Here is a 26,169-nt window from a genome sequence, read left to right as displayed (position 1 = left end):
TCCATGGTGTTTGCCGCACTGCGGTGACATCCCAGTCAACTGGAGATCGCGGCGACCGGCCGGAACTCGAACCGAACAGGCAGACATGTCTGCCTTCGACCGGCCCACGCGTCCCGGTGACCGCGGAGCCGGAGCGGTCTCAGCCGATGAGCGTCCGCGCTCGCACGGCAGCGGTGACGGACCTCGCCGGGCGCAGGCCGGGCGGAACCACCGCCATGAAGGCCGCCAGCACCGAGCTGGCGGACGGCAGCCGGCGGTCGTCGGCCTTCGGGCAGCGCACCCAGCTCCTGTCCTGGGCGGTCGCGGCGACGTGCACCACCGGCAGCTCGACCGTGCTGGGTGCCATGAGGTAGCGGACGCCACCGGGCATCTGGCACTGCCCGAGCACGGCACCGTCGGACTCCGCGAGCACCACCGCCGTCCTCCCGCGCCGGTCCAGCACAGTGGGAGGCATCTCGATCCCGCTGTGCTCCATGACCTTCCGCGCCCGCAGGAGAAGGGAAGCGGTGGTCTCGAACGCGACCAGCCCGCCGCCGAGCGACAACACGATCGACCTGCCGGCGACCGCCGTGTTCCAGAGCATGCGTTCGCGGTACCACCGCGCGCCGACCTGCGCCGGCTCCGGCTTGGTGAGCACCATCGGCCACCTCCTCGCTGAGCACCCGTGAGCGGGTGCGGTTCCGAGGTTAGGAGCCAGTTCCGCTCCGGTGTGGGAACAGGTGCTCAGGGGCAGCGCGGTTCTCCCTTGTGGTCCAACGGCGGGCGGATTTCCCCGACCTGGACCGGTGTCGATCCGCCCGCCTCGGCGAGGTCGCGGCACAGCGGCTCGACACCGGGACGATCCGGCGCGATCAGATCTGGTTCTCGTCCACCGCCCGGACGGTGCGCTCGTCCCTCGCCTGCTGGAGCTTGTCCGCCATGCTGGTCCAGGTGGCGTCCGCGATGAAGATCTGGTCGTGCGCGGTGGACTGGTTGCGGCCGACGACGGTGCCCACCCCCAGGTAGTCGACGACCTTGCCCTTGTGCACGCCGAGGAAGCCGTCGTCACCGGCGAACGACGACACGACCTCGTTGAACGCCGCGGAGACCTCCCGGTACCGCGCGGGCGCCGAATCCGCCAGGCCCGTCACGTAGCCGCGCACGTCGAGCTCGCGCACCAGGTCGAAGAAGACCCGGTGCTTCGCGGGAAGCTGGTTGTCCCGCAGGTGGTGCGCGAACTTGCCCAGCTCGGTGTCGTAGCGGGAGCGGCCGATCAGCGCGTCGAAGAAGTGCAGGACCGGCGTCGCGGAGCCGCTCGGGCCGGTCGGGTAGCCGGGAGCGGGCACGTCCCACATGGCGAAGGTCTTGGCCAGTTCGACCGGGTCGCAGTGGGTCGCGGAACCCTTGTGCGGACTGACGCGGCGGAAGGCCTTCATGGCGCCGCGCGCACAGTCGGCGATGCCGGACAACAGGGCGCTGATCTCGCCGTGCGCATCAGGACCACCTTCGGCGAGCAGTTCGGCGAGCCGGCAGGTCAGCGGCACCACCGGTGCGATCACCGAGTTGACCTCCACGAACGCCGAGATGAACACCCGCTCGGCCGCGTTGCCGAAAGCCGGCACCTTCGGGCGGATCAGCTCGATCCTGGCGTCCTCGATGCGGTAGGTGCCGTCGTCGGCGATGCGGTCGGCGTCGATGAAGGTGAAGTTGTTGAAGAAGCTGTCCTCGGTGCTGAGAATGACCTCGGCGCGGCCGAGTCGGTGGTTCACCTGCCGCCACGGGCGTTCGACCACGGCGGGGAGGTCCGAGGAGATCTGCTCGCCGCGTGCGAGGTACATCGGGCCGATCCCGAACCGCCAGTACGACTGGACGATCGTCCCGAGCACCGTCGCGGCCCGTTTGAGCTGGGAGTCGGGCAGGTCGTCCACTCCCGCCGGGATCATCGGGAGGTCGGCGATGATCCGCTGCGCGTGCGGAGAGGTGGTGAGCGTGGGCAGCTGACCCGCGAGCTGTTCCCACGCCTCGTGGGCTCCGGTCAGCGGCCGGTTGGCTGCCGTGCGCGGCATGAACCCGTTGGAGAACGTCAGATCACCGTCGAGGTGCAGCACCTCGGGATCGGAACACGACAGGACGTGGTCCGTGAGCGCGTTCTTCGTGCGCGCATCGGTGCTGCTCAGCGTTGACGAGGTCATGTTCCTCACTGATCCATTCGTTCGCAAGGCACATCATCTTGGTCGCATGACAGGAGGTGGTCTGGTGGACGTTCGCGGCGCGCAGTTCGCCGAGCGCCTCGGAGCCGATGCGCAGCAGGTCGTCCAGGAGCGCCCGGCAGCGCTGCTGCATCTGCCAGGACAACTCGGTCGCGGCGGGTGCGTCCGCTGCGACGACCACTGCCTCCACCCGGCCGGGCACGGCCTCGAAGACCCGCCGCAGCCGTTGCGACGCCGCCGGTTCCACCGGCACGCCCACCGTCTCCGCCAGCGTGTTCAGGAGTGACACGAGGTGGTCTCCGACGAAGTGGCTGTAGAGCTGCCCGACGTAGAAGACGTCGGAGATCGGGTCCCGCGCCGGGTCCGCCTGCACGTCGAACGAGTTGAGCAGAAGCCGCACGTAGTCGACGAACCTGGCGAAGTCCTTCGCGGCAGGCGGGATCGTCAGGGGAGCGACCTCGGCGATCACCTGCTGGTCCAGCTTGCGGGTCACCGCGGCGCGAGCGTGAGCGGTGACGTGGTGGAAGTCCGCGGAAACGTCCCGGCCGAGGTTCGCGAGGAGGACGGACGCCCCGCCGGGGTGGTGTTCCAGGAAGCCCGAGAGATCCAGTACCCGGCCGTCCAGAACCACGAGGGGAACCGAGGTGCCCGCCTGCGCTCGCACGCTCTCTTCCGGAATGCGTCTCACGATGTCTCCCGATCCTTCGAGATATCCGCCCGGCGCAGGTCCCGGGTGGTGGGGGCTGCCGGCGCTTTGTCCTTGAGCTGGACGGACTGCTCGCCCCACACCCGTTGTGCGTTCGTCGAGCTCGCCGGTCGGTGCCGATGTGACTGCTCACCGGTGCTGCCCAGAGGGATGCTATGGCGCCGGGCTGCCCTGGAGAACGTCCCGTCCCGACGGGCGGAACGAGTTGATCGCCTGACCGGAAGTGCACGGCGGCGCTGTTCCGTGTGCGTTCGGGCAGTACGGAACCAGGACCGGGTGTGACCGGGTTACAGTGGTCGGCGGCTGATCCAGCCGTTCGTACGCCGCGCCGAGGTGTACCCGTCCCGGGTTCGTGCCACCAGGCCGGGCCCGGGATGCATCTTTGTCCACTGAGGACTTCAGTCGGTCGCCTCCTCCAGGCAGGATCGCAAGTTCGTTCGGGCAACGAGCTTGAGCCGCCGCTCGGGGCGCGGAAGCCTGGTTCGGTTGTCCTGTGCGAACACCGCCGATGGCGGCGGTCACCACCGCGATCGGAGAACGGACGTCTGAGCCCGGTGGGGAGAACGGGCACGGCCCTCTGGTGAGGCCACCGGGACCGTGGAGGCGGACTCCGCGCGGATCGACGCCTCGGCACGCGAACGCCTCGCGCGTCTCCCGGAAGCACCTCGACGAGTTCTCCGCTCCGTGAGGTGGACTGACGTGGCGGAGTCGCTCGAAGAAGTGCTGCGCCGGCTCTGTTCTGCACTGCGGAGTGCCGGTGAGGGCCGCGCCGCGCAGGACGTGGGAGAGCTGCAGTTCGCCGTCGCCGCGGCCGCCGAGATGATGGCCGCCTTCGGGCGGGATGACCACGAAGCGGTGGCGTTCCACCTCGACCTGCTCGCCCGTCAGGTGGAAGGCACGCGAAACCCGGGCTTCCGCATCGGTGAGAAGCGAACGGCCAATCGTCCACAACGGACAACGAGTGTCAGCGGCCGATCGTCATCGTCGGGCTGGCGGTGCCGTCCAGCACCGCGCTGAGCCCCGCTGACACCTCGGTCAACCAGGACACCGTCGGCTCGCAGGCGTTGCCGCACACCTCTCCCCGTTCGTCCGCCACCGCGGTGATGATGACGAGGACGAGCCGGATGCAGCCCAGCCAGGCTTCCGCTTCCGCGCGGGAAGCGAGGTGGACGACGCCGGTCGTGGACGACAGCGCGCACCCCATGAGGCGAGCGCGGGACGAGACGTCGCGCAGGCACGCGGCCGCTGAGAGGGAGTGGACCCAGTCGGGTTCCTGCCCTCCGATCTCGGCCAGGAGGATCGCGGTGGCCCTCACGTCGCTGTGCAGCGAGGGGTGCGGCCAGGCCCACCCGTCCGGTGTCGTGTCGAACAGGGCGAGGTGGTGGTCCAGCAACGAGACGAGCCCGTCGGCGTAGCTGCGCAGCACCTCGATCTCGTACCTGCTCAGCACTCCGACGTAGATGGAGTCGCCGCAACGGTCCCAGCTGATCATCGGGACTCCTCCGGGTCGTCGGGTGTTCACCAGGTCGAGTGAGGATGCTCGTCCGACGGCCGGAGGTTCTCGACTTCACCTGGGCTTTCGAGTCCGTTTGGGCATGAACTGTGCGCGAACACCCCTCCCCGGGCCGTGCGGGGGCCACGGTCGCGGACCGGGTGTGATCAGGTGCCGTTTCGGGCGGAACGACCTCGTCGGGGCGTGTCACCGTGGGAGGGGCCCGCCCGAGGAGCTCGGAAGGCCGTCCGGACAACGGAGTTCGATGACCGCGACCTGCTGCGCGGCGAAGGTGGGGATGATGTTCTGGCCGCCTCTCCAGGGCGACCGCGGGGGTTCCGCGTTGGTCGTGAGCGTCGACGCGCACGTCACGTCGTTGGTGGCGGACTCGCTGGACGCGGTGGACGTGCGGGTGGTGCACCCGGCGCCCGGCTTCGAGTCGCTGCGCCGCCTGGTCCTCGACGAACCGCCGGGAAGGCTCGCCCTGGTCGACCTGGCGGCCACCGGGCGGCGGGGTGCACACCTGATCAGGGCGCTGCGCACGCTGGGGTGGAGCAGCGTGCTGGCGGTGGTGCCGCAGCACGACGAACAGGCGCACGCGGCGGTTCTCGACGCGGGCGTGGACGGTGTGCTGGTCCGGCCGGACACCCACCCTGCGCGGGGTGGCTGGGCCGGCCGGGTCCTGTCGGGGGACCTGTGCCCCGGCGACCTGACGGCGCGCGAGGTCGAGGTCATCCGGCTGGTGGCGGCGGGCTGCACCAACAGCGGGGCCGCGAGGCAGCTCGGACTGTCCCCCATGACGGTCAAGTCCCACCTGGAACGCATCGGGAGGAAGCTCGGCACGGGCGACCGGGCGGCGATGGTCCTGCAGGCCCTGCGCCGGGGGCTCATCTGGTGACGTGACGACACCGGGAACGGCCCGCTGTCACCTGCTGTCGAGCCACGCCTGCGTCTGCAGCGAGCGGAGGGCGTCGTGCCACGGGTGGTTCGGGTTGTTCTCCACCAGCTCCAGCTTCTCCCGCATCTTGCCGAGCACCGCCGGTTCCTCGTCGTCGTCGAAGAAGTCACCCTGCAGCAACCGGACGAGGTCGAGCCGGTGCTCCGGATCGCGGATGTACGAGCTGAACAGCACGTTGAGCCGGTAGTAGAGGACGATGAAGTTGCGCCACCACTGGGTCGCGTTGCGGCTCTTGCGCTCGAACTCCGCGAACGCGGCCTTGGAGAACCCGGTCGGAGCGGCGGCGATGATGCTGCTCGCCGCGAGCCGTGCGCTGCTGAGCGCGATGCCCACGCCGCTGGAGAAGATCGGGTCGACGAACCGGGCCGCGTCACCGACCAGCACCCACCCGTCGCCGCACAGCTCGCGCATCGAGTAGCTGTAGTCGCCCTCCGCCTTGAACGGGCGCAGCCGCCGTGCCGAGCGGAGTGCCTGCGCCAGCGGCGGGCGCGTGCCCACCCACTCGTCGAAGAACTTCTCCAGGTCGGCGCTCGCGCCGCGCAGGCGCGACTTCTCGGTGACGACGCCGACGCTGGTGACGGTGTCGGAGATGGGGATCTGCCACATCCACGAACCGGCGAACGGCAGGAAGTGGATGATCGTGTAGTCACCGATGCCGGTGGTGCCGCTCGCGGCCTCCCGGTCGAGGCCCTCGAACCAGCTGTGCACGGCGTACTGGTTGAACGCCGGGTCGGGCACCTTGAGCTTCAGCTGGCGGCCGAGCAACGTGCCGCGTCCGCTCGCGTCGACCACCATCGGCGCGCGCACCTCCGACGTGACCCCGTTGTGCCGGTACACCACCCGCTTGGTCTCGCCGTCGAGGTCCACCCGCAGCACCCTGGCCTGCTGGCGCACGACCGCGCCCAGCTCGGCGGCGTGCTCCAGCAGGATCGTGTCGAACCTGGCCCGGTCGACGTGGTAGGTGTAGTCGAACGCCACACCCGTCTGCTCGCGTTCCGCGAACCGGAACTCGACCTGCGGGATGCTGAAGCGGGCCCGCCGGCGCCGTTGCACGCCGTCCGGCAGCGGGAGGTCGTCCGCGGAGGCCGTCCAGGCGGCGCCGTACTTGCGGGCGAAACCGGCCTTGTCGATCTTGTCCAGCACGCCGATCTCGTCCAGTGCCACCGTGGACCTCGGCACCAGGGACTCACCCACGTGCTCGCGCGGGAACGAGTCGCCTTCCAGCACGATGCAGCGCATGCCCGCCATCGCCAGGTAGGACGCGGTGGTGGAGCCCGCGGGACCGCCACCGATGATGCACACGTCGTAGACATCCGTTGTCACGGTTGGAGCCTCTCTGAACGGTTGTCCTGCTCGCTCAACGCACGGCGGTCCACCTTGCCGTTGGTCGTCCTGGGCAACCGGCCGGCAGTGCGCACGAGGTCGGGAACGAGGTGGGGAGCGAGCCGCGCCGCCAGGAAGCGCTTGACCTCGCCTGCGCGCAGTGGCTGCCCGGAGCGGGTGCTGACCCACGCGACCAGTCGTGCCAGGTGCCCGGAGCCGGTGACGGTCACCGCTGCCTCGAGGACGTCCGGGTGGGTGTGCAGCACCGCCTCGACCTCACCCGGTTCCACCCGGTAGCCGCGGACCTTCACCATGCCGTCGCGCCGCCCGAGGTACAGGAACCCGCCTTCTGGCAGCCTGCGCACGACGTCACCGGTGGCGTACGGGCCCTTCAACGGCTCATGGCCGAGGTAGCCGGTCATCAGCGTGGGACCGGAGACCACGAGCTCGCCCTCCTCCCCTGGCGCCGCGATGGTGCCGTCCTCGCGCACGGCCCAGATCTCGTCGCCCGCCGCGGCCGTGCCGATCGGGACCGGTTCCGACCGGTCGGCCGGGATGTCCCCGACGCGGTGGCTGGCGCAGACGTTCGTCTCGGTGGGGCCGTAGAAGTTGTGGAGGGCCGCCGACGGCAGGCGTTCGCGCAGGACCCTGAGGTGGGCGACGGGGAACACCTCTCCCGCGAACACCACGGCGCGCAGCGGCAGCCGGGGCACGTCGAGCAGGTGGCCGAACTCCATCATCATCGTCAGCGCGGACGGCACCGAGTACCAGACGGTGATGGCGTGGTCCACGACGAACCGCACGAGGTCCCGCGGGAGCGACAGCTCGGGGACGAGGTGGACCGACGCGCCCGACCGGAACGCCGCGTAGAGGTCGAACACGGAGAGGTCGAACTGCAGCGGCGCGTGGTTGGACAGGCGGTCCGACGGGGTCACCTCCAGCTCGGCGGCCGCCCAGGTGACGAACGCGGAGGCCGCGGAGTGGCTGACGCACACCCCTTTGGGCGTGCCGGTCGAGCCGGACGTGTAGAGCACGTACGCGAGGTCCGCGTCGGGCGAACGCTCCACCGCCGGCCGCGCGGCGGGTCTGGCCGCCCACCCGCTGAGGTCGTCCTCGGCGACCAGCGCGGGCAGGGATGGCAGCGCGGAGATCCGGCTTCCGGTCGTCACCACGGCGGCGGGCCCGCAGTCGGCGATCAGCGCGGCCACCCGTGCCGGGGGAGCGCTCGGGTCCACCGGGACGTAGGCTGCGCCCAGCCGCAGGACGGCCTGGGTGACCGCGACGGCGAACACCGACTTCGGCACCCACAGCACCACCCTGTCACCCGCCGCCACACCGAGCGATGCCAGCTCGCGTGCGAGCACGTCGGCTCGCACGTCCAGCTCGCGGTAGGTCAGGTCGCCGTCCGGCCCGCACACCGCCAACGCCTCCGGTGTGGCCTTCGCGAAGCCGGAGACGTGCTGTTCGAGCCTCATGACCGCAGCTGCGCCGCGATGATGTCGCGGTGGATCTCGGAGGTGCCGGAGAACATGACCGCGGGAACGGCGTCGGCTATCGCCTGGTCGACTCCTGACCCGGCCATGACGCCCATCGCGCCGTGCAGGTGCACCGCGTCGAGTGCGTTGAGCTTCGCGGCCTCGCTCACCGCCAGCTTCGCGAGGGAGACGTCGAGCGGGGTGGCCTGTCCCCGGTCCCGGCGCCAGCACGCGCGGTACAGCAGCAACCGCGCGCCCTCCAGCCGGAGCTTCATGTCCGCGAGCCGGTGCGCGACGGCCTGGTGCCGCGCGAGCGGACGGCGGAACTGGCGGCGCTCACCGGTGTGCGCGACGGTCGCGGCGAGCTGCCGGTCCATCGCGCCCACGTAGGCGGCGAACAGGCACGTGCGTTCCCAGTCCATCGAACCGGTGAAGATCGCCCGCCCGTCGCCCTCCTCGCCCAGCCGGTTCTCCACCGGCACCACGACGTCGTCGAAGTAGACCGGTGCGAGCGGGGACGAGGCCAGCCCGGTCTTCGGGAGGGGAGCCCCGACCGTGACGCCGGGGGTGTCGCGGGGAACCACGAACGCGCTGATGCCGAGGTAGCCGCTGCTCGGGTCGGTGCTCGCGTACACGACGAACACGTCCGCGAGAGGTGCGTTCGTCACGTAGTTCTTCGTGCCGTTGAGCCGGTAGCGGTCGCCGTCGCGGACAGCGGTCGACCGCATCGCGTACACGTCCGAACCCGCCTCGGACTCGGTGATCGCGTTCGCCGCGACCCACTCGCCCGAGACGAGCCGCGGCAGCACCTCGTCGCACAGCGCCTGCGTTCCGTGCTCGGCGATCGGCATCCCGCACGCGAACGTGTGCGCACACGCCGAGAACACGAACCCCAGGTCGGCATGACCCCTGGCGAAGGCCTCGACGGCGGTGCAGGTGCTCACGGAGTCCAGCCCGAGACCTCCCCACCGTTCGGGAACGCTCAGGCCCAGCAGGCCGAACTCCGCGCAGCGCCGCCACTTCCGCCTGCTGAACCACGGGTCGCCGGAACGGTCGTGCTCGTCGGGTGCGTTGAGCGCCAGGCCGAGCTCGTGGCTGCGCCGGGCGAGCAACGACTGGTCCGGGTCCGGTGCGAAGTCCATGGGCTCCTCGGCCAGGTGAACGGGTGCCGGCAGGTCAGGCGGGCAGCCTGTCCGCCACGATCAGGACGTACTGCAGGACGTTCGACCGGTAGCCGTCGAGGAACGCCTTCTCGACGCCGGTGCTGTGCTCGGACCGGGTGCGCAGCTCCCAGTAGGGGATCGTGTCGGCGTTGAGGACGCTGACGCGGCTGGGCGAGAAACCGGCCGCGGACAGCGCGGCCAGGTACTCGCTGCGCTTGTGCATGCGGGTGCCGTAGTGCGCGTCCACCGCCTCGCAGGCCTCGCTCGTCGGTGCGAGCGTGTCGTTGACGCAGTAGGTGACGCACGCGTACCGCCCGCCGGGCTTGAGCACCCGCGCGAACTCGCTGAACGCGTCGGCCAGCTCGACGTACATCGTCGTCTCGTTGGTGAGGATGCGGTCGAAGTGGCCGTCCGGGAACGCCGTGCGCGTCATGTTCTGCAGGTGGAAGCTCACCTCGTCGGTGCAGCCGTGCCTGGCCGCGAGCTTCGTCGCGAAGTCCACCTGGTACTGCGAGAGCGTGATGCCGTCCGCCCGGCAGCCGAACCTGAGGTGTGCGCTGAACGAACCCCCGCCCCGGCCCGACCCCGCGTCGAGCAACCGCTCGTCCGCGGTCATGGGACCCAGGGCGTCGAGCACGACGTCCATCTGCGCGCACTCCAGGCGGTGCAGCTCGCGGATGATCGCGGCCTCCCGGTCGGGCGCGGTCAGCACGGCGGGGTCGTACTCGCCGAGGCCGTAGTGGTGGTGGACCAGCCCGTCCTCCTCGCCGAGGAGGAGGTTGATGGGGTCGTTCTGCTTCTCGTTCCAGTAACCGGCCACCCACTTCTCGTAGTCGCTGACGATGGCCGCCGGCTCCTCGTCGGGAGCCTGTGCGTGATCGGCGGGCGCGTGGGTGCGGATGAGTTCTCCCATGGCGTGAATGGTCTTCCAGTCCGAGTGCGGCCAACGGCTGAGTGACACGGCGAAGGTCTGCTCAACGTGGACGAGCAGCTCCTCCACGTTGAGCGAGTCGATCAGGCGGTGCTCCAGCAGCGGCGTGTGCTCGTCGAACTCGACGTGCTCGCCTTCGAGGAGGACCTCCGCCACGAAGTCCTTGATCGCGCGTTCCACATCGTCCACTGCGGACCCCCGGGGTTCGGTGCTGATGGGACACATGGTCATCCTCGTCCGGTGGGTCGGCGGGACCGGTTGACCGGAAGGGCAGCCAACTCTGCCCTGGACGACGACCGCGGTGGCGGTGAAGATCTGCGGGTGGGTGTGGAAGAGGATCGCGACGTGTGGCGGGAGCTCCGCCGGACCTGTCCGGTGCGCGAGGAGACCAGCCAGGGCGGGGTGCCGTTCCGGTCGTTCTACCGCCATGCGGACTGCCAGACGATCCTGCGTGATCCCGTTCTGTTCAGCTCCACCTCGGGCACCCTGCTCACCTCGGTGGGCACACCCGACCCGCTCGGTGGGCACACGTTGGCGACGACCGACCCGCCGCGGCACGCCGCCCTGCGCAGACCGTCCACACGCGCGCTGGGTCCGGTGGCCGTGCGGGCGCACGCCGACGGCATCGACCGCGGTGTGCGGGAACTGCTGCAACCGGTGCTCGCCGGAGGTGTCCACGACCTGGCCGTCGTCCTGCGCCGGCTGCCGATGGTCGCCGCCGGGCCGATGCTCGGCCTGCCGGAGAAGTCGTGGGAGATGGCGGTGTCCGCCTCGACCGCGACCATCGCGCCGCACGACCCGCTGCACGCCGACGGCGACGGGACCGAGACGGTGCTGCGGGCGAGCACCCGGTTGTTCGGTGCCATCAGGGAAGCGCTGACCACGTCGCTGACGATGCCGCACACGTTGCCGGGGACGTTGTCGGAGGTCTCGGTCGAAGGGTCCGCCCTCACCCGCCGCCAGGTCATGGCGAACGTCCACAGCGCACTGATCGGGGGCACCACCGCCACGCTGAGCACGGCGCTGCACCTCCTGCTGCACCTCGCGCGGACACCGGAGCTGTGGCGGGAGGTGGTCGAGGACCGCTCGCTGGTGCCGGGACTGGTGGACGAGGCAGCGCGCTGGAGCACCCCGGCACGTCAGCTGGTCCGCCGGGTCACCGCTGACGCGGAGCTGGCCGGTGCGCACCTGCGCGCGGGGGACTGGGTCGTCGCCTGGCTCGCGTCGGCGAACCAGGACGAGACCGTGTTCGCCGACCCGGACCGGTTCGACCCCCGGCGCGCACCGAACCCGCACCTGGCGTTCGGGCTCGGTCCGCACTTCTGCGTCGGCGCGGCGGCCGGTCGCACGCTGCTCGCCGCACTGGTGGGCGAACTGGCCGACAGCGGTGTCCGGTTCGAGCTCGCCGGTCCGCCCCGCCACCTCGTGTCCACTGTGGTCAACGGGATCACGGGCCTGCCGATGAGGTTCAGCCGATGAGCACGACGTGCGCCGACCTCGCCGACGCCGCCGTGCGCGGGCTGTGCCGGGCCAGCGGTCTCACCGACCTCGCCGACCGGACAGCAGCCGACGTGCGGCTCATGGGCGAGTCGTGGGGACACCGCTCACCCGGCACGCCGCCCGCCTGGTCGACGCTCACCGCGGACAGCACACCGCTGGAGCTCTCCGTCGTGCTCGGCGACCGGCCGCTCGGGCTGCGCGCCTCGGTCGAGGCGCAGGCCGAACCCGGAAGCCCGCTGTCCTACTGGGAGAGCGCCCTCCGGCTCAGCGAGCGCCTGTCCTCCGTCCACGGCCTCGACCTGCGCAGGCTGCGGCAGATCGAGCACCTGGTGGCGCCACGGCCGGCCGACCGTCCGCCGATGGCGGCCTTCCACACCCTGGGGTGGGTGCGGGGCAGGCCACCGGAGGGCAAGATCCACCTGTGGCTGGCCGGTGGCGGCCGGTCGGCCACGGCCGAGCGCACCGACGCGGTGCTCACCGCCCTGGGGTTCCCCGGTCAGTGGAAGGTCGTCGCGGACGTGATGGACGACGACGACACCGTGTCCTACCTGTGCCTCGACCTCGCCGCGGGACCGTCGGCGAGGACGAAGCTCTACGTGCAGCACCGCGGGTCCCTCACACCGGACCGGCTCGCCCGCTGGGACCGGCTCGGGCCGTCGGCCGAGCTGGACGACGGCCCCACGATGGCCCGGATCGCGGCCAGGGCCTGGGAACGGTCGGCCTGGCGGCAGGACGTGCCGTCGCGCACCCGCCTCGAATGGCGCTCCAACCACCGCCGTTTCTGGTCGTACGGGACGTACGTCTCGTTCCTGCCGGGGCGCGCCCGCCCGATCGAGTCCGTCATGCACCAGTTCGGGCTCACCCCGCGCAGCCGCTCGGACGCCGAGGCGCAGTGGATGGTCCGGGAGGTGCTCGACGCCTACGACGTGTCACCGGAAAGCCGTGCGGCCTACGAGCGGTGCGCCCAGTTCTTCCTGGGCGGTGACGCGAGCGGCGAGATGTACGCGCACTCCTTCCTCAGCGCACAGCGTTCCGCCGACGGTCCGGCGCGCGTCGCGGTGTACTTCAACCCCCGCATGTTCTTCCGGCGCCACGGTCTGTCCAACGGCGACCTCGCGCTGGCAGAACGGTTCCACGGGGGCGGCGGAGCCGGCCGTGGCGATCGCTGAACGAACGGGCACGCTCCGGGTCGACGGCGCGGACATCAGCTTCACCGTCCGCGGTGGTGGTCCGCCGGTCCTGGTGCTGCCCAGTGGCGGCAGTGACGCGCACAGCGCCGCCCCGCTGGCGGTCCGGCTCGCCGCAACGCACTCCGTGCTGACGTACGACCGGCGCGGGCAGAGCCGCACCTCGGTCGCCGACCCGCTGCGCCCGGTGCCGATCGAGCAGCACGCCGAGGACGTGGCGGCGCTGGCCGCGCACGTCCACGGGGACACCCCGGTCGCGGTGTTCGGGTGCAGCACCGGCGCGGTCATCGGTCTGGAGCTGGCGCGGCAGCGACCGGAGCGGGTGAGCGTGCTCGTCGCCCACGAACCCCCGCTGCGGTGTCTCGCCAACGCGGCGGAACGCGTCGAGTTCGACGCGCTGCACGACGAGGTTCGGCGGGTCCACGGGAAGTCGGGCTGGCGCAGGGCGGCGAGGCTGCTGCACGTCGGCTTCGGCGCGGAGGCGCGCGACCCGCTCGACCGGGAGCCGGACGTCGGCTGGGAACCGCCCAGCAGGCGGACGATCGCCAACATCGACTCGTTCCTCGCCGTCGAGGCGGGCATGACGTGGGCCTACCGGATCGGCGAGGAGGGCTGGGCCGCCCTGCGGTCCGGCACGGCGAGGGTGCGGCCGGCGGTCGGAACGGTGAGCTCGGCGTTCCTGCGCCGCACCACGGTCAGACTGGCCGACGTGCTCGGGGAGGACCTCGCCGTCCTGCCCGGCGGCCACGAGGGGTTCCTGACCCATCCCGCAGGGGTCGCCTCGGCGGTGCGCGCGCTGGTGACCGCGCCGGACGACCGCGTCAGCACGCCACTCCCACGGTGATGACCCCGCACGACGGGTCACGGCTGATCTCCGGCAGGGGCATGCGCAGGCCGGGATCGCGCACTCCGTACAGCCCACCGGGGTAGCGGTTGCGGATGAACGGCAGTCCCGCGCCGTCGGCGCCGAGGTGTGCGGCGTAAGTGCGGACGGCCATGGCGACGCCGGGGTGGTGCAGCGTCCGCAGTGGACGGTCGGACGTCAGGTCCGGGAGGACCGTGCGGAACTCGGCCGCCATCATCCGGCACACCGCCGGGTTGCGCGTGACCGTGGCGACGGCGCTCGCCCCGGTGGTGTCCACGAACTCGCGGAAGCACCGCGTTCCCAGCCCTCCCCGCTGGTGAGCGGGTGCGATCGCCCGGCCCTCGACGACCCACAGCCCCTGCTCCCGTCCGGGGACGTCCAGCCGGTCGAACAAGCCGAAGCCCACGATCTCGCCGTCGACCCGCAGGATCTGCGCGAGCGCCGCCTTGGCGAACCGGTCGGCGACCTGGTGCCTCATCACGATTTCGGGCTGGGCGAAAGCGCCGGCGCCGATGCCCGCCAGCACCTCGGCGTGGCGGCGGAAGAACGCCGCGGGATCGTCCGGCCACTCGATCCGGAGGTCTTCCACCGAGCTGGTCATGAGGGCTTCCAACCGGTGCGGGCGTGCCAGAGCCGAACCGGCTCTGCCACGCCCGCGGACAGGGCGGTCAGGGGGAACTACCGGGGCTGGACCCAGAGACCGACCTGCCTGGAGTTGGTGTAGCCCTGGTACCTGCACGTGTCGTACCAACGGCCCTGGGCGACACCCTGCTTGCAGGCCTTGACCGCCGCGTTGTGGCTGGGGTAGACGCCCGCGAACGACGCGGCGTGCGCGGCCGGGGCGACCACCACGAGCGACGCGCACGTGAGTGCGGCGCCGGCGATCAGCTTCTTCAGCATGCTGTTCCTCTCGAAAAGTCCATGAGCGTGCCCGGGTGGGGCGATGTGTCGCACAGCCTGGCGAACAGACGTGGTGGTGCCAAGGGAAAGCCGACGACAAGGGCATTGGGCGCACACTTGATTTCCTTTACGCCCACGGGTAATGGCGCGCACCCGTCCTCGTCCCGGACGGTGGAACGCGCACTTCCGCCGTTGCCGCACAGCAGGTTTCGATGGCTCCACCGGCGACGACGGGAGGGCGCGACCAGCCGGCACACCAGGCGTTCCGCCGGTCGGGACATCTCCGTCATCGGGCCAAGAAGGCGATTGACCATGTGCGCACAAAGCATTTCCCCTCTGTCCGGGTGTCGGTGCGTCGGTGTTCCGCTCACCGCGAACCCGCCCGACGGACTCCGGACCGCCTGATGACGACCGCGTGGGAGCGACCGCTCGGGCTCGACGTCCTGTGCCTGCCGATGCCCGGCGATCCGCTGGCCGAGCCGGACCCCGTCTTCGAAGCCGGTCCGGTGGCGCCGAAGTTGTCCGCGCCCGTCGCGAGGGTGGCGGCCGACGACGCGGATCGGGCGTTCTACCGCTGGATGATCGGCCACCACGTGACGTTCGGCGTGTGGCGCATGCTCGCGGACCTGCTCGCCGACGCGGGACGAACCGGCGGCCTGTCCGAGGCCGGCACGGCACGGGCGGCGTGGTGGTACGACTGCTACAGCGCGCTGCTGCTCTACGCGGGCAGCTGCACCCCGGAGGTCTACGCCCGGTCCATCCGCCCGCGGATGGCCGCGAAGCACCCGGCCTTCAGCGGCCTGTGGGCCCGCGACCACGAGCGGGTGGCCAGCCTGCTCGGCACGCTGAGCGTGCCCCGCGACGGCGTGCTCAAGCGAGCGCTCAAGCGCAACCGCCTCGTGCACATGACCGTGGCGCAGATGCTGGTGCCCGAGGGGGCCTCGCTGTTCAAGGGCCACGGAGGCCGCGCGGGCAACGACATCACGGACGCCGAACGCGACCTGTTCGACGAGTTCTTCCTGGTGCACCGCGGAGTGGTCACGCAAGCGGGCTTCACCGCCGCGATGCTGACGCGGCTGGACGCGATCCGGGACGACCTCGCCGCTGACCCGGTCGACGCGCGGGCCGAGGTGTTCGCCCTCCTGCCGACCGGCCTCCCCGGCATGGTCGACGAGCTGATCGCCGTCGTCGCCGGGCCCCTGCCGGCCGAGGCACCCGTCGGGGCCGCACTGCCGTGACCGTCCCTGCCGTCCTCGTGACAGCAGAATCGAGCTGACCGACTCGGTCAGCTCGATTCTCGTGCCCGCGCTCAAACCGTCCTGGTCAGCTCACCGCCGGTACCCGGCGGGCAGTTTCCGCGCGATGGTCAGCCCGTCGGCCAGCGGCAGCATGACCGCCTGCACCCGGTCGTCGGCCCGCACGTGCTCGTTGAACGCGCGGATCGCGGCGGCGTTGCCCTCGGAGTGGGCGCTGGTCGCCTCACCCGCGTACAGCACGTTGTCGGCGATGATCAGCCCGTTGTCGACGACCCGCGGCAGCAGCTGCTCCCAGTACCCGATGTAGCCGACCTTGTCCGCGTCGATGAACACGAGGTCCACGGCCGGCTCCGGGGGCAGCCGGTCCAGCAGGTCGGCCGCCGGGCCGATGTGCTGGCGGATGCGGTCGGCGAACCCGGCCTCCTGCCACGCCCGGCGCGCGGTCGGCGCCCACCGGTCGGTGATGTCGTAGGTGTCGATGGTGCCGTCCGCCGGCATGCCCCTGGCGAAGGCGAGCGCGGAGTAGCCGGTGAACGTGCCGACCTCGACGATCCGGCGCGCCCCGCTCGCAGCGGCGAGCAGGGTGAACAGCACCGCCTGCTCGTGGGCGATCTGCATCTCGGCGACCTGGCCGAGGGCGGTCGTGGCGTCGATCAGCCACCGCTGCACCGGCACCGGTTGCTCGGTGCAGGCGAGGACGTAGTCGAGGATCTCGGGGGTCAACCGGATCCGCTTGTCCACCTGGGTCGTGCCGTTCAGGGTCACGCTCATGCCAGACCTCCTCGGTCGGTGCGGCGGCTCAGAGGCCCTGGTTCCACGCGGCGGCCGTGACGTCCCCGGAACCCCCGGGGTCGCAGGGCTCGGCCATCCCGGCGCCGGCGACGTGGGCGTCCACGACGTCGGCGGCCAGGCGCACGTCGGCGTCCAGCGGCCGGTCCTGCTCGATCGGCGGGATCGCCTCGGCCAGCCGGTCGGCGAGGCCGGTGCAGAACGGCGCGGTCGGCCGGTCGGCGCGCAGGTGCACCGCCTGCCGCAACGCGACCGCCAGCCCGCCCTGCAGGTGCCGCAGCAACCGCGCGGTCTCCCACGCGTTCTGCGCCGCCTGCGTGCCGAACGGGACGACGTCCTGGTTGTGCAGGTTCGTCGGGAGGCTCTGCACGCTCGCGGGCACCGCCTGCCGGCGCATCGCCGCCACGATCGCCGTCGACGCCAGCTGCACGCCCTGGACCCCGTGGTGCACACCGGGACGCGGTGACAGCATCGGCGGGAGCCCGGTGTTCCGGTTGGGGTCGACGAGCAGGTCCAGCTGCCGCTCTGCGAGGTTGCCGACCTGCACCGCGACGGTGGTGAGCAGGTCGCTCACGAACGAGCAGGGCTGGCCGAAGAAGTTGCCGCCGTGCGCGACGGCCTCGTCGTCCACGAAGAACAGCGGGTTGTCGCTGACCCCGTTGAGGTCGTCGTGCACCACCCCGCCCGCGTACCGGTGCGCCGACGTCGCGGCGCCGAGGAGCTGCGGGGTGCACCGGACGCTGTAGGGCTCCTGCAAGGGCCGCAGGCCGGTCGGACGGGTGCCGTCGAGCATCGCGGTCATCCGCGCACCGACCTCACCGGCGGCGGCGTGGCCGAACGCGGCGAGCAGCCGGTGGTCGAGGAACGCGGTGGTGCTGCCGAGCACGTCCGCCAGCAGCGCGCTCAACGCGGCGGCGGTGTGCAGCGACCGGCCGATCGACCGCCACGCGAGACCCGCGGTGGCCGCGGTCAGCGAGGTGCCGTTGACCAGCGCGAGCGCGTCGCGCCCGTCGAGCTCCAGCGGTGTGAGGCCCGCCGCCCGCAGCGCCTCGGCCGCCGGCAGCCGCACACCGTCCACATAGGCGTGACCGGTGCCGCGCAGCGCTTGGGCGACGTAGGCGAGCGGGACGAGGTCGCCGCTCGCGCCGACCGACCCGTAGGTCGGCACCGCCGGGGTGAACGTCGTGCGCAGCATCGCGGTCAGACCGTCCACAACGGAGGGTGTGACACCGGACCTGGCCCTCGTGAGCGACGCCAGCCGAGCCAGGACCGTCGCCCGCACCACGGGGACCGGCAGGTCGGCGCCCTGTCCCGCGGTGAGGTGCTGCAGGGTGTTGTCGCACTGCCCGGCGGCGGTGTCCCGGCCGGCGTAGGTCACCAGCGGACCGAAACCCGTTGTGGCGCCGTACACCTCGTGGCCGTCGGCGACGACCGTGTCGACGAACCGGCGGCAGCGTTCGAGCTCGGCGCGGGCGGTCTCGGACAACCCGACGTGGAGCACCCCGGCCGCCCGCTCCAGCATGGCCGCGTCGAGCCGGCCCGGCAGGGTGACGTCGTGGGTGACGATGTCGTGAACCGTCGACATGCGGGCTCCAGTGGGTGGTGGTGGGCCGGGTGAACGGGTGCACCAGCGGCTCGTGCGTGGTCACCGGTGCGCGCCTGCCGCGTCTTCGACGTCCACCGGCTGATTGTGTGTCGGTGGACGCGTGCTGTCTGCCGCTCGTTCCAAGCGCTGGAACGTCGTTCGCACAGGCCGGCAGCGCAACCGGTTCGGCAGGCCGGTGCGCCGGCTCTGCTGCATCCGGGTGACAGCCGGCCCTGGTCCCTCCACGTGCGAGCGACAATTGCGGAACTCCACAGCAGTGTTCTGCTCGGCTCTGCCCCTACTGTCGGGAGCGTCCTACCGGGCCGCGTTCCGCAGCGGCGGGGTTCCTCGGCGTGGCGCGTGCGAGCGGCAGGAGAAGACATGACGGCATATGGGCAGTGGTCGACCAACCTCGCCGAGTCGGTCTGGCAGGACGCCACGTCCCGGCGCACAGCGCTCATCGAGCACAGCAGCGGACGCTCCTACCGGTACCCGGAGCTGAAGCAGGCCGCTGAACGGTTCGCCGCCGCGCTGCGGTCCCGGTTTCGCGGCCCGGACGAGGTCGTTGCGCTCGTGTGCGACAACACGGCCGAGTTCGTCGTGGCCTACCACGGCACCCTGCTGGCCGGTGGCGTCGTGCTCCCGCTCGAACCGCTGGGCACCCCGGACGAGTGGCAGCCGGTGCTGGAGCGGTGCCGTGCCGCCCACGTGGTCGCCTCGGCGAAGGCGTGGCGGCAGCTGTCCGCGCTCCCGGCCGCCGCGTCGGTGCGCACCGTGATCGTGCTCGACGAAATCCCTTCCGGCGACAGGACGACCGGCTGGCAGGAGTGGCTGGACGGGCCGGCCGTCGCCGCGCCCGCAGCCACCGGGGACGGACGACCGGCGCTGCTCGCCACGTCGAGCGGGTCCCTCGGGCTCCCGAAGCAGATCGTGCTCACGCACCGCAACCTGGTGTCGAACCTGGACCAGATCGACGCGGTGCACCGGCTCACCGCCGACGACGTCGTGCTCGCCACGACACCGTTCCGGCACATCTACGGCATGCAGATGGCGATGAACCCGACGCTCCGCGCCGGCGGCACGCTCGTCACGGTCCGCACCCCGTTCGACGTCGACGATCTCCTGGAGGTCATCGAGACGCAGAAGGTCACCGTCGCGTACCTGGTGCCGAGCACCCTCGCGGAGCTCGCCCGGCGCGGTGACACCGGCGACCGCGACACGGGCAGCCTGCGCCTGGTCTACTCCGGCGGCGCCCCGCTCCCCGCGAACGTCGCGCGGAGCTGTGCCCGCATGCTCGGCGTACCGGTGGTGCAGGGCTACGGCATGACGGAGGCCGGGTGCACCTTCGCCCCGCCCGACGGCACCCCGTCCGTGCCGACCTCGATCGGCAAGGCGTTGCCCGGCACCGAGATCCGGCTGGTGGACCCGGCGACCGGAGCGGACGGCGAGACCGGGGAGATCTGGGTCCGCGGCCCGCAGGTGTCACCGGGCTTCCTGGACGAGGACGGCACCGTGCACGGCCTCGCCGACGACGAACACTGGCTGCACACGGGGGACATCGCCCGGCGCGACCGGGACGGGCACGTCACGATCATCGGCCGGATCAAGCAGCTCATCAAGTACAAGGGCCACCAGATCGCACCGGCCGAGCTGGAGTCCGTGCTGCTCAGCCACCCCGCCGTCGCCGACGCCGTGGTGGTCGGGGCACCGGACGAGGTCGCGGGCGAGATCCCGGTCGCGTTCGTCGTGCTGAGCGAGCCGGTGGAGCTGTCCGAGGTGACCGGCTTCGTGGCGGGCCGGGTCGCGCCGTACAAGAAGATCCGGTCGATCACCGCGGTCGACCGGATTCCGCGCTCCGCCATGGGCAAGGCGCTCGTGCACCGGTTGACCGACGTCCCTGCCGGAGGAACGCGATGAGACCGGGGGTGCTGGTCACGGGCGGAGCCACGGGTTTCGGTCGCGTCTTCGCGGAGGAGATGTGCCGCGCCGGAGCGGCGGTCGTCATCACCGGCCGGGACTCCGGGGCGCTGCGGCAGGCCCGCGACGAGCTGCCCGGCGTCTGCGCGGTGACCATGGACAGCACCGACCGGGCTTCGGTGGAGGCGGCGGTGACCGCCGCGGAAGCCGCGTCCGGACCGCTCGACGCGCTGGTGCACGTCGTCGACGTGGCCGGCCCGGTCGGTCCGGCCTGGGAGGTCGACCAGGACGACTGGTGGCGGGCGGTTGAAGTCGCCTTGCGCGGCACGGCGGTGACGACCGCGGCGGTGCTCGCGCGCATGGTGCCGCGCAAGCACGGCCGGATCGTCACCGTCGTGAGCCACGCGACCGGAGCCCGTGCGACCGCCTGCTCGGTGGCGAAGGCCGCGGTGGCCGGGCTGACGGAGGGACTGGCGGCGGAGACCCGCGAACACGGCGTCGCGGTGCTGAGCTACCACCCAGGACCGGTGGACCCCGGTGTCACCGGTCCGGCGGCTGCCGAGGCGGCCGCCGTGCTGCGCCGGATCGTCGAGGGCACGGCGGACCACCGGTCAGGCGAGCACCTGACCGCCGAGGACCCGCTGGTGCGCACCGCGTGGGAACCGATGCCGCTCAGCTGGTAGCGGGACCCGGACCTCACCGGGTTCCGCTCGGCCGTAGCGCTCCTCCACCGCTTCCAAGAGGTCCACCTCGTTGCCCGTGGCATCGACGGCGACCGTGCCGGGGTCGTTGAAGAACAGGGATCTCGACCGCCGGGAGTCTCCGGCGACCACCAGCTTCTCCAGCGAGTACAGACCGGCCATCGTGAACGAGAGCCCGGGGTGGAGGCGGGCGAGGTCTCGCTGGACCGACTCGGCAGCGGCGTGGCCGCGCCGCTCGGAGGCGCTGTCGACCACCAAGCCCAGGCCGGGGGAGATCCCCTCGACGGACAGCGAGGCCCGCAGCTTCTCGATCGTGTAACCGGCGTGGCCGAGCTCGTGGAACGTGCGCGGGCTCCACACCGTTCTGAGCAGCTGCCACACGTGATCTCCGCCGGCGTCCAAGACGGTCACGCAGTTTGCGAGCTCGAGAACGCCGCCCGTGGCGACCACCGACCGCACGTGCTCGGCGAGGTCGTCGAACGCGGTCGCCAGCCGGACCGTGAGGCTGCGCCGAGGCCCCGTGCCGGGACGGTGGAGCTCGTCGGTCATCAGCTGCGCAACGCGCTGCCTGCGCGTGTCCACCTCGTCGAACCACCCGAGAGCCAGCTCAGCGCCGACCATGCCGTGCCTCAGCGCATCGGCGAGGAAGAGGTAGTATTGGGCCCGCGGGAGGTCGAGCAGCACCGAGACCGGAGTCGATGCCGGCAGACCTGCCAGGACCCCGCGGACCAACGCCGTCTGCCGCAGGCTCGACTCGTACTCGTAGAGCGAAAGCCGGTCGTCGACACGCAGGCTGACGATCTTCTCCCTCAGCGGTTGCGCGTTCGATCGCAGCAGGCCCACGTCGCGTCCTGCCGCGTCGAGGACCCGCAGCCGCCGGTTGCTGAACAGGCAGACACCGGACACGACGTCGATGCGCTCGGCGCCGTCGAACAGGCGGTTCCGCACGGCTTTGACGTGGACCGCGAAGACGTTGCCGCCCACCTCGACCTGCGGGTGGACGACGCTGGAGCCGTGGCCGAAAACCTCGACGTAGGCGTCGGAACGCACCGCGACGCCCTCGACCCCCAGCAGCTCGACGAGCTCCCGGACCTTGCCGGAGGCACGCCGGAGCGGTGTGCTGCCGGTGCCGGCGGCGTTCGTGGTGTGGAACAGACCGGGCGCGCCCGGCACCCCGGCGATCTCGGCGTGAGTGGACGGCTGATGCCACCGCAGTCGTGGCGGGCGGTTCTCCGGGGAGAGGTCGATCAGGCCGATGTGGCTCATCGGCGTCCCGCCGGTCTTGGCCGGCGGACGACCACGTGGAGGACGACCGCGTTCGGCCGCGTCACCCGCCGGGAGCGATCATGACCACCTGGTGGTCGCCCGGCCGTCCGCTGAGGGCGTCCATCATCGCCGTGACCGGCCCGTCGGCCAGCGGCACGACGTCGGTGATGATCTGGTCAACCGGGACGCTGCCGCCCGCGAGGAGGCCCAGTGCCGCCTCGAACGCGCCCCTGTTCTGGGCGAAGCTGCCCACGATCCGGATCTCCTTGGTGATGAGGGCGACCGAGTCCAGTTCGGTGGGCCGCTCGTTCACCCCGAGCGCGACGACCGTTCCCCGTGTCCGCACGCGCCGGGCCGACTCCGCGAGCGCGGTCACCGAACCCACGCACTCGAACACCACGTCCGCGGCCGCCATCGGCTCGTCGACGTCCACCGCGGTGATCCCGGTGGCGGCCAGGCGTGCGCGCCGCACGGCGCTCGGTTCCACCACCCACACGTCCTCGACTCCGCGCAGCCGCAGCACGTGCGCCAGCAGGAAGCCGACCGTGCCGCCGCCGAGGACCGTGACGGTGTCCGTCGCCGACACGCCGGAGCGGTCGACGGCGTGGACCGCGCAGGACAGCGGTTCGGTCAGGGCGGCGTGTTGCAGCGGAACGCCGTCCGGTACCGCGTAGACCGTGTGCTCGGGGACCACGATGCTCTCGGCGTAGCCGCCGGGACGGGTGCCCAGGCCGAGGGAGCTCAGGTGCCACGGCTGCACCGCGCACAGGTGGTTGTCGCCCGTGCGGCAGACGTCGCAGTCCCCGCAGCCCGCCTTCGGCCACACCACCACGGCCTGTCCCGCAGCCAGCCGCTGCCCGCCCGGTGCGGCGACGTGGCCGGAGATCTCGTGCCCGAGCACGGCCCCGGCGGGGACGACGTGCGGCATGGCCCGCAGGTGCAGGTCGGAGCCGCAGATGGCGCAGAACGCCACGTCCACGCGCACCCAGCCGGGTGCCGGCTCGCGGTCCTGGACCTCCGCGAGGCTCAGCCCGCGCTCCTCGGTGACGACCAGCGCCCTCATTCTTCCACCACAGCTTTCTCGTCGGCGAGGAACGCCCGGATCCGCTCGACCAGGACGTCGGGTTGCTCCTCGGCGGGGAAGTGCCCGCAGGAGTCGATCTGGGCCCCCTCGACGCTGGTGGCGTAGTCACGCCACAGGTCGAGCACGGGCATGCTCCCCACGAGTCCCTGGGCGCCCCACGCCAGCCGCACGGGCATCGTCAGGCGACGACCCGCCTCCGCGTCGGCGTCGTCGGCTTCCAGGTCCTCGTGGCGGGCGGCGCGGTAGTCGTCGAAGCTCGCGCGAAGCGCCCCCGGCTGGGCGTAGGTCTCCGCGTAGTGGCGCAGGTCCGCCTCGGTGAACGCCTCGTGCCGGACCGCCCCGGCCGCCAGCATGAACCGCACGTACTCCCCGCCCTTCCCCTCGGTGAGGAACTCGGGGAGGTCGGGAACGAGGTGGAAGAGCCAGTGCCAGTACGCGGTCCCGACGCGTGCGTCCATGTGCCGCCACATCTCCCGCGTCGGCACGACGCTGAGCAACACCAGGCGGCTGATCTCGTCCGGCCGGTCCAGTCCCCACCGGTGGGCGACGCGCGCACCCCGGTCGTGGCCGACCACGGCGGCCTGCTCGTGTCCCAGCTCGCGCATGAGCCCGCTCATGTCGGCCGCCATGGTCCGCTTGTCGTACCCGCTGCGCGGCCGGCTGGACGCCCCGTAGCCGCGCAGGTCCGGCGCGACCACCTCGTGGTCCCGCGCGAGTGCGGGGAGGACGTGGCGCCAGGCGTGGCCGGTCTGCGGCCAGCCGTGCAGCAGGAGGACCAGCGGACCCTCTCCGGCGCGCCGCAGGCGGAACCGCAGCCCGCCCGCCGCACGCGTCTCCTCATGAACGCGCATCGCCACGGCGGTTCACCTTGCCCTGCACCGGGATCTGCACGCCCAGGGCCCGCGCGGAGGAGGTGAACTCCGCCAGGTAGCGGTCGTCGACCATGGGGGCGGTGACGAGCTCCGGCAGGGGTGCGAGCAGCTCGGCCAGGAGGTCGATCTTCTCCCCTTCGGGCGAGACGGCCCGGTGCGGCTCGCGCAGCCGGTGCGCGGCGAAGTCGGCGACCAGGTCGTCCATGACCTGTTGTGGCACCAGCGGTTCGGCGTCGTGCTCGGTCAGGATGAGGTCGAGCATGCGGGCGTGGACGAGCACGACGGCCTCGGCGTGCGTGAACGACCCGTCCGCGCGGCTGCGCCACGTCTCGGTCAGCGCCTTCTCGACCCGCTCCGGCAACGTCACCGGCGGGCGGGAGGCGAACCGGTCGGAGCTCAGCGCGCTGCGCGCCACCTGGTAGGCCATCACGGAGTTGTCGCCCGCGAAGGTCACGTTGACCTCGAAGTCGGTCCGCAGGGTGACGATCTGGTTGTGGCCGTGGAAACCCTGCGAGCCGCACATCTCCCGGCACGCGCCCAGGACCTCCAGGGCCAGCCAGGAACCGCACTTGCCCGTCGCGGTGAGGACGTGCATGTTCTTGCGGCCGGGGTCGGTGTGCCAGTCGCGTTCGACACCCCTGACGACGGCGCGTTCCAGCAGCCGCAGCGCGAGGCTGCGCAGCTGGACCTGGTACAGGCGGTCGCGGAACAGCGGCTCGTCCAGCAGGGTCCTGCGCCGGGGCGCGCCGCGGGTCTCGCGGTGACCGGCGAACCGCCAGGTGAGGTGGGTCGCGAGCTCGGCGGCCCGCGCCCCCGCGCTGAGCGGGAAGATGCGTTCCTGCACGAAGGTCTCGATCGACCTCACGAAACGGGTGCCGGCATCGGGCAGGGTGCTGGAGAAACGCCCGTCCTCGTCGATGCGCGAGTACCGCCCCATCAACGCTTCGCGGGGCAGCCGGACGCCGGTGAAGCGGGCACCGCCGACCTGGTTGGCCTGGATGCCGCCCTTCGGGTCGCAGGACAGGATCGTGATGCCCGGCAGGGCAGGGCCGTTCTCCTCGTCGCGCAGCGGGACGCGGAACCAGTGGTGGCCGACGTCCTCGCCGTCGATGACGAGGCGGGCCAGGACCATGCCGACGGTCGCGGCGTGCTTGATGTTCCCGATCCAGAACTTGCACGCGGCGTCCGAGGGGGTGTCGAGCGTGAAGCACTGCTCCGCGCGGTCCCACGTCACCGTCGTGCGGATCTCCCGCAGGTTGGTGCCGCCCCCGATCTCCGTGCAGCAGAAGGCGTAGACCTGGTGCATCTGCGTGATCTCGGCGTGGTAGCGGTCGACCTGCTCGGGAGAGCCGTGGTTGAACAGCGCACTGCCCGCGATGAGGTGGTCGGTGATGGTCGAGGTGAGCGCGAAGTCGAAAGCACCCGTCAGGCCCATCACGTCGCACATGGACCGGAACGCGTGCTCATCCGGCCGGCCCATCCACATGTCGTTGTCGACGAGGCCTTCCCGGAAGATCGCCTTCATCCGCTCGATGGTCAGGTCCATGTAGTCGCGCAGGGGCAGGTCGTCCCGCAGCCGCGGATCGAACAGGTCCTCCCGCAACAGGGCGCGCATCGTCTGCCGGCGGTCGGTCGAGGTGAGGAGCTGGTGCTCGTGAGGACCTGCTGTCGCGGTCATGTGGTCGAATCCTCTCGATCTGCGGGTACGCGCGGCACGACGGGCGGGTACCGGTGAGAAGTCTTCGGTCTGCGGCTGACCGATGAGCGGTGGAGCGTCCGAGGCGAAGCTAGCGGTGATCCGCGAGTTGATCACGCCCTCGTCCCACCGCCTGGTATGCCTCCGCTGTGACCTCGAAGTCGCGGGCGTACCGTCGTTCCACTGCCGACGAACGCGCCGTTCGCCGGCACTGTCCGGTCCACAATGGATTCTTCAGCGTCGAGGAGCGTTCCATGACAGTCAACCGTCGCCGTCTTCTGCTGGGCAGTGCGGCTCTGCTGGCGGGCACCGCG

General features: G+C 71.6%; 24 protein-coding genes. 8 read left to right on the top strand and 16 right to left on the bottom strand.

What is annotated here, in order from left to right:
- Positions 1-139 precede the first annotated feature (139 nt).
- From ACZ7CD_RS35715 to ACZ7CD_RS35705, 3 genes are all read right to left on the bottom strand, one after another.
- Positions 140-640: a hypothetical protein gene (locus ACZ7CD_RS35715; protein ID WP_470376099.1), complete on the bottom strand. Its 501-nt coding sequence runs from the start codon at positions 638-640 to the stop codon at positions 140-142.
- A 211-nt stretch (positions 641-851) separates the two neighbouring features.
- The gene (locus ACZ7CD_RS35710; RefSeq protein ID WP_470372047.1) at positions 852-2,171 is read right to left on the bottom strand and encodes a PrnB family protein; all 1,320 of its coding nucleotides are present in this window, start codon (positions 2,169-2,171) and stop codon (positions 852-854) included.
- Complete coding sequence (locus ACZ7CD_RS35705; protein WP_470380627.1) at positions 2,068-2,976, bottom strand: cytochrome b5-like heme/steroid binding domain-containing protein; 909 nt, start codon at positions 2,974-2,976, stop codon at positions 2,068-2,070. The genes ACZ7CD_RS35710 and ACZ7CD_RS35705 overlap by 104 nt, the downstream gene beginning before the upstream one ends.
- A 618-nt stretch (positions 2,977-3,594) precedes the next feature.
- Here ACZ7CD_RS35705 and ACZ7CD_RS35700 point away from each other — a divergent pair.
- A complete protein-coding gene (locus ACZ7CD_RS35700; protein WP_470372049.1) occupies positions 3,595-3,912 on the top strand; it encodes a hypothetical protein in 318 nt (105 codons plus the stop codon).
- On the opposite strand, the gene ACZ7CD_RS35695 is transcribed toward ACZ7CD_RS35700, so the two are convergent.
- Positions 3,860-4,387 (bottom strand): DUF2017 family protein, encoded by a 528-nt coding sequence (locus ACZ7CD_RS35695; RefSeq protein ID WP_470376102.1) that lies wholly within the window; start codon positions 4,385-4,387, stop codon positions 3,860-3,862. The genes ACZ7CD_RS35700 and ACZ7CD_RS35695 overlap by 53 nt on opposite strands.
- A 301-nt stretch (positions 4,388-4,688) precedes the next feature.
- Between ACZ7CD_RS35695 and ACZ7CD_RS35690 the strand changes: the two genes are divergently transcribed.
- Positions 4,689-5,285, top strand: coding sequence for a helix-turn-helix transcriptional regulator (locus ACZ7CD_RS35690; protein ID WP_470380626.1), 597 nt, complete (start codon positions 4,689-4,691; stop codon positions 5,283-5,285).
- Positions 5,286-5,312: 27 nt separating this feature from the next.
- Here the strand turns inward: ACZ7CD_RS35690 and ACZ7CD_RS35685 are convergent, their stop codons facing one another.
- Genes ACZ7CD_RS35685 through ACZ7CD_RS35670 form a run of 4 tightly spaced genes read right to left on the bottom strand, consistent with a single transcriptional unit; the run spans position 5,313 to position 10,426 of the window.
- The gene (locus ACZ7CD_RS35685; RefSeq protein ID WP_360388268.1) at positions 5,313-6,668 is read right to left on the bottom strand and encodes an NAD(P)/FAD-dependent oxidoreductase; all 1,356 of its coding nucleotides are present in this window, start codon (positions 6,666-6,668) and stop codon (positions 5,313-5,315) included.
- The gene (locus ACZ7CD_RS35680) at positions 6,665-8,143 is read right to left on the bottom strand and encodes an amino acid adenylation domain-containing protein (RefSeq protein ID WP_470380625.1); all 1,479 of its coding nucleotides are present in this window, start codon (positions 8,141-8,143) and stop codon (positions 6,665-6,667) included. Before ACZ7CD_RS35680 ends, ACZ7CD_RS35685 begins: the two co-directional genes overlap by 4 nt.
- Positions 8,140-9,285, bottom strand: coding sequence for an acyl-CoA dehydrogenase family protein (locus ACZ7CD_RS35675; protein WP_470372052.1), 1,146 nt, complete (start codon positions 9,283-9,285; stop codon positions 8,140-8,142). Before ACZ7CD_RS35675 ends, ACZ7CD_RS35680 begins: the two co-directional genes overlap by 4 nt.
- A 34-nt stretch (positions 9,286-9,319) precedes the next feature.
- Positions 9,320-10,426 (bottom strand): methyltransferase domain-containing protein, encoded by a 1,107-nt coding sequence (locus tag ACZ7CD_RS35670; RefSeq protein ID WP_360388275.1) that lies wholly within the window; start codon positions 10,424-10,426, stop codon positions 9,320-9,322.
- A 156-nt stretch (positions 10,427-10,582) separates the two neighbouring features.
- Here ACZ7CD_RS35670 and ACZ7CD_RS35665 point away from each other — a divergent pair, with 156 nt between their 5' ends.
- Genes ACZ7CD_RS35665 through ACZ7CD_RS35655 form a run of 3 tightly spaced genes read left to right on the top strand, consistent with a single transcriptional unit; the run spans position 10,583 to position 13,768 of the window.
- Positions 10,583-11,716: a cytochrome P450 gene (locus ACZ7CD_RS35665; RefSeq protein WP_470380624.1), complete on the top strand. Its 1,134-nt coding sequence runs from the start codon at positions 10,583-10,585 to the stop codon at positions 11,714-11,716.
- Entirely contained in the window at positions 11,713-12,906 is a 1,194-nt protein-coding gene (locus ACZ7CD_RS35660; protein WP_470380623.1) for a hypothetical protein, read from the top strand. The genes ACZ7CD_RS35665 and ACZ7CD_RS35660 overlap by 4 nt, the downstream gene beginning before the upstream one ends.
- The gene (locus tag ACZ7CD_RS35655; protein ID WP_470380622.1) at positions 12,893-13,768 is read left to right on the top strand and encodes an alpha/beta fold hydrolase; all 876 of its coding nucleotides are present in this window, start codon (positions 12,893-12,895) and stop codon (positions 13,766-13,768) included. Before ACZ7CD_RS35660 ends, ACZ7CD_RS35655 begins: the two co-directional genes overlap by 14 nt.
- Here ACZ7CD_RS35655 and ACZ7CD_RS35650 read toward each other — a convergent pair.
- Positions 13,746-14,390 (bottom strand): GNAT family N-acetyltransferase, encoded by a 645-nt coding sequence (locus tag ACZ7CD_RS35650; RefSeq protein WP_470380621.1) that lies wholly within the window; start codon positions 14,388-14,390, stop codon positions 13,746-13,748. The genes ACZ7CD_RS35655 and ACZ7CD_RS35650 overlap by 23 nt on opposite strands.
- A 77-nt stretch (positions 14,391-14,467) precedes the next feature.
- Entirely contained in the window at positions 14,468-14,689 is a 222-nt protein-coding gene (locus ACZ7CD_RS35645) for a hypothetical protein (protein WP_470376106.1), read from the bottom strand.
- Between the two features lie 404 nt (positions 14,690-15,093).
- On the opposite strand from ACZ7CD_RS35645, the gene ACZ7CD_RS35640 reads away from it, so the two are divergent.
- Entirely contained in the window at positions 15,094-15,927 is an 834-nt protein-coding gene (locus tag ACZ7CD_RS35640; protein ID WP_470372055.1) for an L-tyrosine 3-hydroxylase, read from the top strand.
- A gap of 90 nt (positions 15,928-16,017) precedes the next feature.
- Here the strand turns inward: ACZ7CD_RS35640 and ACZ7CD_RS35635 are convergent, their stop codons facing one another.
- Positions 16,018-16,716, bottom strand: a complete 699-nt coding sequence (locus ACZ7CD_RS35635) for an O-methyltransferase (RefSeq protein WP_360388294.1) — start codon at positions 16,714-16,716, stop codon at positions 16,018-16,020.
- Positions 16,717-16,744: 28 nt separating this feature from the next.
- Positions 16,745-18,319: an HAL/PAL/TAL family ammonia-lyase gene (locus tag ACZ7CD_RS35630; RefSeq protein ID WP_470380620.1), complete on the bottom strand. Its 1,575-nt coding sequence runs from the start codon at positions 18,317-18,319 to the stop codon at positions 16,745-16,747.
- 381 nt (positions 18,320-18,700) lie between these two features.
- Here ACZ7CD_RS35630 and ACZ7CD_RS35625 point away from each other — a divergent pair, with 381 nt between their 5' ends.
- Both ACZ7CD_RS35625 and ACZ7CD_RS35620 read left to right on the top strand, forming a co-directional pair.
- The gene (locus ACZ7CD_RS35625; RefSeq protein WP_458432997.1) at positions 18,701-20,236 is read left to right on the top strand and encodes an AMP-binding protein; all 1,536 of its coding nucleotides are present in this window, start codon (positions 18,701-18,703) and stop codon (positions 20,234-20,236) included.
- Positions 20,233-20,919 (top strand): SDR family oxidoreductase, encoded by a 687-nt coding sequence (locus ACZ7CD_RS35620; protein WP_470380619.1) that lies wholly within the window; start codon positions 20,233-20,235, stop codon positions 20,917-20,919. The genes ACZ7CD_RS35625 and ACZ7CD_RS35620 overlap by 4 nt, the downstream gene beginning before the upstream one ends.
- Here the strand turns inward: ACZ7CD_RS35620 and ACZ7CD_RS35615 are convergent.
- The 4 genes from ACZ7CD_RS35615 to ACZ7CD_RS35600 form a co-directional block, all read right to left on the bottom strand.
- Positions 20,848-22,203, bottom strand: coding sequence for a hypothetical protein (locus tag ACZ7CD_RS35615; protein WP_470380618.1), 1,356 nt, complete (start codon positions 22,201-22,203; stop codon positions 20,848-20,850). The two genes, ACZ7CD_RS35620 and ACZ7CD_RS35615, sit on opposite strands and share 72 nt — an antisense overlap.
- 61 nt (positions 22,204-22,264) lie before the next feature.
- Positions 22,265-23,266, bottom strand: a complete 1,002-nt coding sequence (locus tag ACZ7CD_RS35610) for a zinc-dependent alcohol dehydrogenase (protein ID WP_360388308.1) — start codon at positions 23,264-23,266, stop codon at positions 22,265-22,267.
- Positions 23,263-24,138 (bottom strand): alpha/beta fold hydrolase, encoded by an 876-nt coding sequence (locus ACZ7CD_RS35605; protein WP_470380637.1) that lies wholly within the window; start codon positions 24,136-24,138, stop codon positions 23,263-23,265. The genes ACZ7CD_RS35610 and ACZ7CD_RS35605 overlap by 4 nt, the downstream gene beginning before the upstream one ends.
- On the bottom strand, positions 24,125-25,837 hold the full coding sequence (locus ACZ7CD_RS35600) for an acyl-CoA dehydrogenase family protein (RefSeq protein WP_470380617.1): 1,713 nt from the start codon (positions 25,835-25,837) through the stop codon (positions 24,125-24,127). Before ACZ7CD_RS35600 ends, ACZ7CD_RS35605 begins: the two co-directional genes overlap by 14 nt.
- Between the last annotated feature and the right edge of the window lie 332 nt (positions 25,838-26,169).

The sequence above is a fragment of the Lentzea sp. NPDC036949 genome, from assembly GCF_055608075.1.
This window is presented reverse-complemented; position numbering and strand designations above follow the sequence as displayed.

Excerpts from the sequence above, each read along its gene's own strand:
- ACZ7CD_RS35630 (WP_470380620.1), bottom strand. The coding sequence starts at position 18,319 with ATGTCGACGGTTCACGACATCGTCACCCACGACGTCACCCTGCCGGGC.
- ACZ7CD_RS35645 (WP_470376106.1), bottom strand. The coding sequence starts at position 14,689 with ATGCTGAAGAAGCTGATCGCCGGCGCCGCACTCACGTGCGCGTCGCTC.
- ACZ7CD_RS35675 (WP_470372052.1), bottom strand. The coding sequence starts at position 9,285 with ATGGACTTCGCACCGGACCCGGACCAGTCGTTGCTCGCCCGGCGCAGC.
- ACZ7CD_RS35620 (WP_470380619.1), top strand. The coding sequence starts at position 20,233 with ATGAGACCGGGGGTGCTGGTCACGGGCGGAGCCACGGGTTTCGGTCGC.
- ACZ7CD_RS35690 (WP_470380626.1), top strand. The coding sequence starts at position 4,689 with ATGTTCTGGCCGCCTCTCCAGGGCGACCGCGGGGGTTCCGCGTTGGTC.
- ACZ7CD_RS35640 (WP_470372055.1), top strand. The coding sequence starts at position 15,094 with ATGACGACCGCGTGGGAGCGACCGCTCGGGCTCGACGTCCTGTGCCTG.
- ACZ7CD_RS35650 (WP_470380621.1), bottom strand. The coding sequence starts at position 14,390 with ATGACCAGCTCGGTGGAAGACCTCCGGATCGAGTGGCCGGACGATCCC.
- ACZ7CD_RS35600 (WP_470380617.1), bottom strand. The coding sequence starts at position 25,837 with ATGACCGCGACAGCAGGTCCTCACGAGCACCAGCTCCTCACCTCGACC.
- ACZ7CD_RS35635 (WP_360388294.1), bottom strand. The coding sequence starts at position 16,716 with ATGAGCGTGACCCTGAACGGCACGACCCAGGTGGACAAGCGGATCCGG.
- ACZ7CD_RS35605 (WP_470380637.1), bottom strand. The coding sequence starts at position 24,138 with ATGCGCGTTCATGAGGAGACGCGTGCGGCGGGCGGGCTGCGGTTCCGC.
- ACZ7CD_RS35695 (WP_470376102.1), bottom strand. The coding sequence starts at position 4,387 with ATGATCAGCTGGGACCGTTGCGGCGACTCCATCTACGTCGGAGTGCTG.
- ACZ7CD_RS35660 (WP_470380623.1), top strand. The coding sequence starts at position 11,713 with ATGAGCACGACGTGCGCCGACCTCGCCGACGCCGCCGTGCGCGGGCTG.
- ACZ7CD_RS35625 (WP_458432997.1), top strand. The coding sequence starts at position 18,701 with ATGACGGCATATGGGCAGTGGTCGACCAACCTCGCCGAGTCGGTCTGG.
- ACZ7CD_RS35680 (WP_470380625.1), bottom strand. The coding sequence starts at position 8,143 with ATGAGGCTCGAACAGCACGTCTCCGGCTTCGCGAAGGCCACACCGGAG.
- ACZ7CD_RS35715 (WP_470376099.1), bottom strand. The coding sequence starts at position 640 with ATGGTGCTCACCAAGCCGGAGCCGGCGCAGGTCGGCGCGCGGTGGTAC.
- ACZ7CD_RS35615 (WP_470380618.1), bottom strand. The coding sequence starts at position 22,203 with ATGAGCCACATCGGCCTGATCGACCTCTCCCCGGAGAACCGCCCGCCA.
- ACZ7CD_RS35610 (WP_360388308.1), bottom strand. The coding sequence starts at position 23,266 with ATGAGGGCGCTGGTCGTCACCGAGGAGCGCGGGCTGAGCCTCGCGGAG.
- ACZ7CD_RS35710 (WP_470372047.1), bottom strand. The coding sequence starts at position 2,171 with ATGACCTCGTCAACGCTGAGCAGCACCGATGCGCGCACGAAGAACGCG.